Raw genomic sequence first — 5,631 nt, forward strand, 5'->3', positions numbered from 1 at the left:
GCCGGCCGGGCTCGCGGCGAGCTCGCCGCGACGCAGGGCATAGCCGTCCATGGCGCTGTTGTCGACCCCGGGCAGGTCGAGGCTGGCCCGGGCATCCTCGGCCAGCACCCGGCCGGCGGCATCGGCCAGGGCGACCCGCTCGTGGCCGGCCACCGCCACGCCGGACGCCATCATCAGGGCGCGGGCGTCGAAGAGGTCCAGCAGGCCGGGCGTGACGACCTCCGCGCAGCCGCAGTTCATGCCCTGGCCCCTTCCGCCAGGTCCTCGTCGACGCTCGCCTGCCGGGAGGCGCAGTGCCTCGCCTCGGGCAGCACCATGGCGACGAAGTTGCAGGGCCGGGTGCGGGCGTCGAGCTGGGCTTTGAGGATACCGTCCCAGGCGGTGGCGCACGCCTTGGGCGAGCCCGGCATGGCGAATACCAGGGTGCGGTCGATCAGCCCGGCCACCGCCCGGGACTGGATGGTGGAGGTGCCGATGGTCTCCAGGGAGAGCTGGCGGAACAGCTCGCCGTAGCCATCGACCGCCTTGTCGAACAGCGGTGCCAGCGCCTCCGGGGTGGTATCGCGGAGGGTGAAGCCGGTGCCGCCGTTGACCAGGATCACCTGGATGTCCTCGCGCACCACCCAGGCCGAGACCACCGCGCGGATGCGGTAGACGTCGTCGGGCACGATGCGCCGCTCTACCAGGGCGTGGCCGGCCTCGGTGAGGCGCTCGGCGAGCAGGTCGCCACTGCCATCCTCGTCGAAGCCGCGGGTGTCGGAGACGGTCAGCACGGCGATGCCCAGCGGGGCGAAGGGGGTATTGGCGTCAACGTGGGCCATGGGGTCCTCCTCGCCGCCCGCGGTGCGAGCGGCGTCATGGAAAGCAGAGTCGGATACGTCGAGGGGGCCAGGCCGGCCCCCTTTCATGTGACTACTTCATGTGGCTACTGCATCAGGGCACTGGCACTGTCGTCGTCTAGCGCGATGCCCTCGACCCCGATCTCGGCCTCCAGTGCCAGCAGGTAGTGGCGCAGGGCCCGGCGGGTGGCCTGCTCGCGCAGGCTGTGGCGGACGTGCTCGGCGACCTGCTCGTAGGGGAGCTCGCGGCCCTCGACGCGCTGGTCGATGGTGACGACGTGCCAGCCGTAGCGCGAGGCCAGCGGGCGATCGTGGAGCCCCTCGGGCAGGTGCTGCAGGGCACGGTCCAGCTCGGCCACGGTCTGGCCGGGGGCCAGCCAGCCCAGGTCACCGCCCTCCTCCTTCGAGGGGCAGGCGGAGTGGCGCTGGGCGAACTCGGTGAAGCGCTCGGGCACCTCCTGCAGCTCGCGGATCAGCTTCTCGCCCAGGCGATAGCCGGCGTCGCGGGCCGGGGCGTCGTCCGGGGCCGCGGCCAGCAGCAAGTGGCGCACCCGCAGCCGCGTCGGTTCGCTGAAGCGCTCGGGATGGGCGGCGTGGAAGCGGCGGCAGTCCTCCTCGGCGGGCTCGGGCACCTCCAGCTCTCGCTCCAGCAGCTCGGCGATGGTGGCATCCGCCTCGTCGATCGCCTCGGAGGCCACCTCGGCCACGCCCAGGGCCGCCGCTCGCTGGCGCAGCAGCTCGCGCACCACCAGGGCGCGGGCCGCCTTGAGCTGGGCCGTACCGGCGCTGTCCGCCGGGTGGTACTGCATCTCTTCGGCGATGGCGGCCTCCTCGATGGTGGCCTCGCCGACCCGGATGGGAGGGGGCGTGGCGCCCCCCGGGATCATCTCGATATCGATCTTCTGCATGGTGATAAATCCTTACAGCTCAATTCATGTCCCCAGCGCCGGCGAGAGGGGCTGATCCGGCGGCAGACGTGCGAGCGGGGCCGGCCTTCCGGAGGCGCTGTGAACCCATCCCTGGGCGCTACCGACGCCCTGCTTCGCTCTCGCATCCTGCTCCGCTTGCAGGACCGGTGCTGGCCATCCATGGCCAGCCCGTTCGGAGCGGTGCTCCTCACCCCTGGCATAGGACCTCCTCTTCGGCCTGCCCCCGGCGCCCCTGCCGAAACGCTTTGGCTCGACAGATCAACCCCGCTTACGCACCAGCTGGTAGCGACGGGTGATATAGCCGAAGGGCACGCTCCACACATGCACCAGGCGCGAGAACGGGAACAGCAGGATGATGGTCAGGCCGATGAAGATATGGAGCTTGTAGATCCAGGAGACCTCGGCCATGTAGTCGGCTGCCCCGCCGCTGAAGAAGACGATGGACTGCGCCCAGCTGGAGAGCGTCAGCATCATGGCACCGTCCAGGTGGCCCAGGGAGAAGATGATGGTGATCATGCCCAGCGCCGCCTGGAAGACGATCAGTCCGAGGATGATGGTATCCATCATGCTCGACGAGGCCTTCACCCGCGGGTTGGTCAGGCGACGGTAGAACAGCATGGCGCCCCCCACCACGCAGAGGACGCCGGCGATGCCGCCCACCACGATGGCCAGCAGCTGCTTGGTGCCGGCATGCAGGAAGGGTGCATAGACCCAGTGCGGCGTCAGCATGCCGAACAGGTGACCGAAGAAGATCACGATGATGCCGATATGGAAGAGGTTGCTGGCCAGGCGCATGTTCTTCGACGAGAGCATCTGGCTGGAGCCGGTCTTCCAGGTGTACTGGCCATGGTCGTAGCGTAGCAGGCTGCCGACCAGGAACACCGTGCCGGCCAGATACGGGTAGTAGCCATAGATCAGGTGTTGCAGGTATTCGCTAAACATGACGGTTCTCCTTTAGCGATCGGTCACGGCGCGGTCGGTCGACCCGCTGCTGGGCATGATCCTGACGGGGTCGCTGGGCACGGCCTGCTTGCGCTCGGCGAGTCGCCGGCCCTCGGCGGACTGCAGGGCGCAGTCCTCGTCGGAGGCGGCACTGAAGCGCACCGCTTCCTCCTCCCACACCTCGTCCAGCGCTTCCGGGGTGTCATCGGGCGCCTCCTCCTTCACCGTCTCGCGGTGGGCGTCGACGTCCCCCTCGGCGCCGATCAGCGCCAGCAGCGCCAGCGGCACCAGGGCATGGTCGGCGTCGCGCTCCTCGAGGCGGGCGGCAAGCAGCGCCAGGATATGGCGAATCTCGCCCAGCCAGCGGCCGATCTCGGCCTCCGGACGGGTCGAGAGGTACTCCAGGAACAGCGGCAGGTAGTCGGGCAGCTCACGGGCATCGAGCTCGAAGCCCGCGGCGCTGTACTCGGCCATCAGGTCGACCATGGCCTGGCCGCGATCGCGGGACTCGCCGTGGACGTGCTCGAAGAGCAGCAACGAGGTGCTGCGCCCCTTGTCGAACAGCGCCACGTACTCGGCCTGGAGCTCCATCAGGTCGGCTTCCAGCAGGCGCTGGCACCAGTCCATCAGGCGGGTGCGCAGCGCCGCCTCCCAGCGGCGCTCGGCGTCGAGGATCTCGATCATCTCCGGCGCGGCGGCCTGGAGCTCCGCGGAGGGGTAGTCGAGCAGCCGGGCCAGCACGCGCAGGCTCAGCATGTCCGGCTCCGCCACGGGGTGTTGCATTGCGGCCTCAGCCATGACGCACCTCCTCACTCCGGGTCTTGTCCTGTGCAGCAGGGTCGAAGGTCTCGACCGGCTGGACCAGGGTGGTGGTGGTCTTGCGTCCACCGAACAGGCTCTGACTGCTGTCACCGTGGCAGCCGTCGCCGAAGGTGAAGCCGCAGCCGCCACGCTCCGGGAAGGCCTCGGTGGCCATCTCGCGGTGGCTGGTGGGGATCACGAAGCGGTCCTCGTAGTTGGCGATGGCCAGGTACCGGTACATGGACTCCACCTGGGCCTCGGTGAGGCCCACGCTCTCCAGCACCTCGGTCTCGGCCTTGCCCTCGACATGCTTGCCGCGCATGTAGAGGCGCATGGCCATCAGGCGCTTGAGCGCCAGCACCACGGGCTCCTCTTCGCCTGCGGTGAGCATGTTCGCCAGGTACTTGACCGGGATGCGCAGCGACTCGATCTTCGGCATCACGCCGTCGAACTCGACGTTGCCGGCCTCGGCGGCGGACTGGATCGGCGACAGCGGCGGCACGTACCAGACCATCGGCAGGGTGCGATACTCCGGGTGCAGCGGCAGCGCCAGGCCCCAGTCCATGGCCAGCTTGTAGACCGGCGAGGCCTGGGCGGCGGCGATCACGTTGTCGGTGATGCCGTCCTTCTTCGCCTGGGCGATGACTTCCGGGTCGTTGGGGTCCAGGAAGATCTCGCACTGGCGATGGTAGAGGTCACGCTCGTCCGGCGAGCTGGCCACTTCCTCGATGCGGTCGGCATCGTAGAGCAGCACGCCGAGATAGCGGATCCGGCCCACGCAGGTCTCGGAGCAGACGGTCGGCTGGCCGGCCTCGATGCGCGGATAGCAGAAGATGCACTTCTCGGACTTCCCGGTCTTCCAGTTGTAGTAGATCTTCTTGTAGGGGCAGCCGGAGATGCACATCCGCCAGCCGCGGCACTTGTCCTGGTCGATCAGGACGATGCCGTCCTCCTCGCGCTTGTAGATCGCGCCACTCGGGCACGACGCCACGCAGGTCGGGTTGAGGCAGTGCTCGCACAGCCGCGGCAGGTACATCATGAAGGTGTTCTCGAACTGGCCGTAGATGTCGGCCTGGATCTTCTCGAAGTTCGCGTCCTTGCGGCGCTTGGCGAACTCGGTGCCGAGGATCTCCTCCCAGTTCGGGCCCCACTCGATCTTGTTCATCCGCTCGCCGGAGATCAGCGAACGCGGCCGCGCGGTGGGCTGGTGCTCGCCCTGCTTGGCGGTGTGCAGGTGCTGGTAGTCGAAGGTGAACGGCTCGTAGTAGTCGTCGATCTCCGGCAGGTCGGGGTTGGCGAAGATGTTCGCCAGCACCCGCCACTTGCCGCCGATGCGCGGCTCGATGCGGCCATCCTTGCGGCGCAGCCAGCCGCCCTTCCACTTGTGCTGGTTCTCCCACTCCTTGGGATAGCCGATGCCGGGCTTGGTCTCGACGTTGTTGAACCAGGCGTACTCGACGCCCTCGCGGCTGGTCCAGACGTTCTTGCAGGTCACCGAGCAGGTGTGGCAGCCGATGCACTTGTCGAGGTTGAGGACCATGCCTACCTGGGAACGAATCTTCATTTCACGGCCTCCTGCTCGTAGTCATTGCCTTCGCCATCCAGCCAGTCGATCTTCTTCATCTTGCGCACGATGACGAACTCGTCGCGGTTGGAGCCGACGGTGCCGTAGTAGTTGAAGCTGTAGGAGAGCTGGGCGTAGCCGCCGATCATGTGGGTCGGCTTGGGGCACACACGGGTCACCGAGTTGTGGATGCCGCCCCGGGTGCCGGTGATCTCGGAGCCCGGCATGTTCAGGATCCGCTCCTGGGCGTGATACATCATCGCCATGCCGTTCTTGACCCGCTGGCTGACCACCGCGCGGGCCGCGATGGCGCCGTTGGCGTTGTAGAGCTCGATCCAGTCGTTGTCCTCGACGCCGATGGACTTGGCGTCATCCTCGGACATCCAGACGATGGGGCCGCCCCGCGACAGGGTCTGCATCAGCAGGTTGTCGCTGTAGGTGGAGTGGATGCCCCACTTCTGGTGCGGGGTGATCCAGTTCAGGGCGATCTCCGGGTTGCCGTTGCTCTTGGTCTCGGCCAGGCTGACCGCCGCCTTGGTGTCGATGGGCGGACGGT

General features: G+C 67.9%; 6 protein-coding genes and 1 pseudogene. All 7 read right to left on the reverse strand.

Annotated features, from left to right (window positions below; all coding sequences use genetic code 11):
- A pseudogene (locus tag SCI24_RS20550) lies at positions 1-240 on the reverse strand (molybdopterin molybdenumtransferase MoeA); the annotation flags it as partial.
- Complete coding sequence (gene moaB, locus SCI24_RS20555) at positions 237-821, reverse strand: molybdenum cofactor biosynthesis protein B (protein ID WP_318727143.1); 585 nt, start codon at positions 819-821, stop codon at positions 237-239. The pseudogene SCI24_RS20550 and the gene moaB, both read right to left, overlap by 4 nt.
- Positions 822-925: 104 nt before the next feature.
- Positions 926-1,747 carry a peptidylprolyl isomerase gene (locus SCI24_RS20560; protein ID WP_318727144.1) on the reverse strand — a complete coding sequence of 274 codons (822 nt, stop codon included), beginning with the start codon at positions 1,745-1,747 and terminating at the stop codon, positions 926-928.
- A gap of 279 nt (positions 1,748-2,026) precedes the next feature.
- Positions 2,027-2,710 carry a respiratory nitrate reductase subunit gamma gene (narI, locus tag SCI24_RS20565; RefSeq protein WP_318727145.1) on the reverse strand — a complete coding sequence of 228 codons (684 nt, stop codon included), beginning with the start codon at positions 2,708-2,710 and terminating at the stop codon, positions 2,027-2,029.
- A 12-nt stretch (positions 2,711-2,722) separates the two neighbouring features.
- On the reverse strand, positions 2,723-3,508 hold the full coding sequence (gene narJ, locus SCI24_RS20570) for a nitrate reductase molybdenum cofactor assembly chaperone (RefSeq protein WP_318727146.1): 786 nt from the start codon (positions 3,506-3,508) through the stop codon (positions 2,723-2,725).
- Positions 3,501-5,075 carry a nitrate reductase subunit beta gene (narH, locus tag SCI24_RS20575; RefSeq protein WP_318727147.1) on the reverse strand — a complete coding sequence of 525 codons (1,575 nt, stop codon included), beginning with the start codon at positions 5,073-5,075 and terminating at the stop codon, positions 3,501-3,503. Before narH ends, narJ begins: the two co-directional genes overlap by 8 nt.
- The coding region (locus SCI24_RS20580; RefSeq protein ID WP_318727148.1) for a molybdopterin dinucleotide binding domain-containing protein at positions 5,072-5,631 on the reverse strand (560 nt) is incomplete at its 5' end. The genes narH and SCI24_RS20580, both read right to left, overlap by 4 nt.

It is taken from the genome of Halomonas sp., assembly GCF_033549285.1.
In the GTDB taxonomy this organism is placed as follows: domain Bacteria; phylum Pseudomonadota; class Gammaproteobacteria; order Pseudomonadales; family Halomonadaceae; genus Halomonas.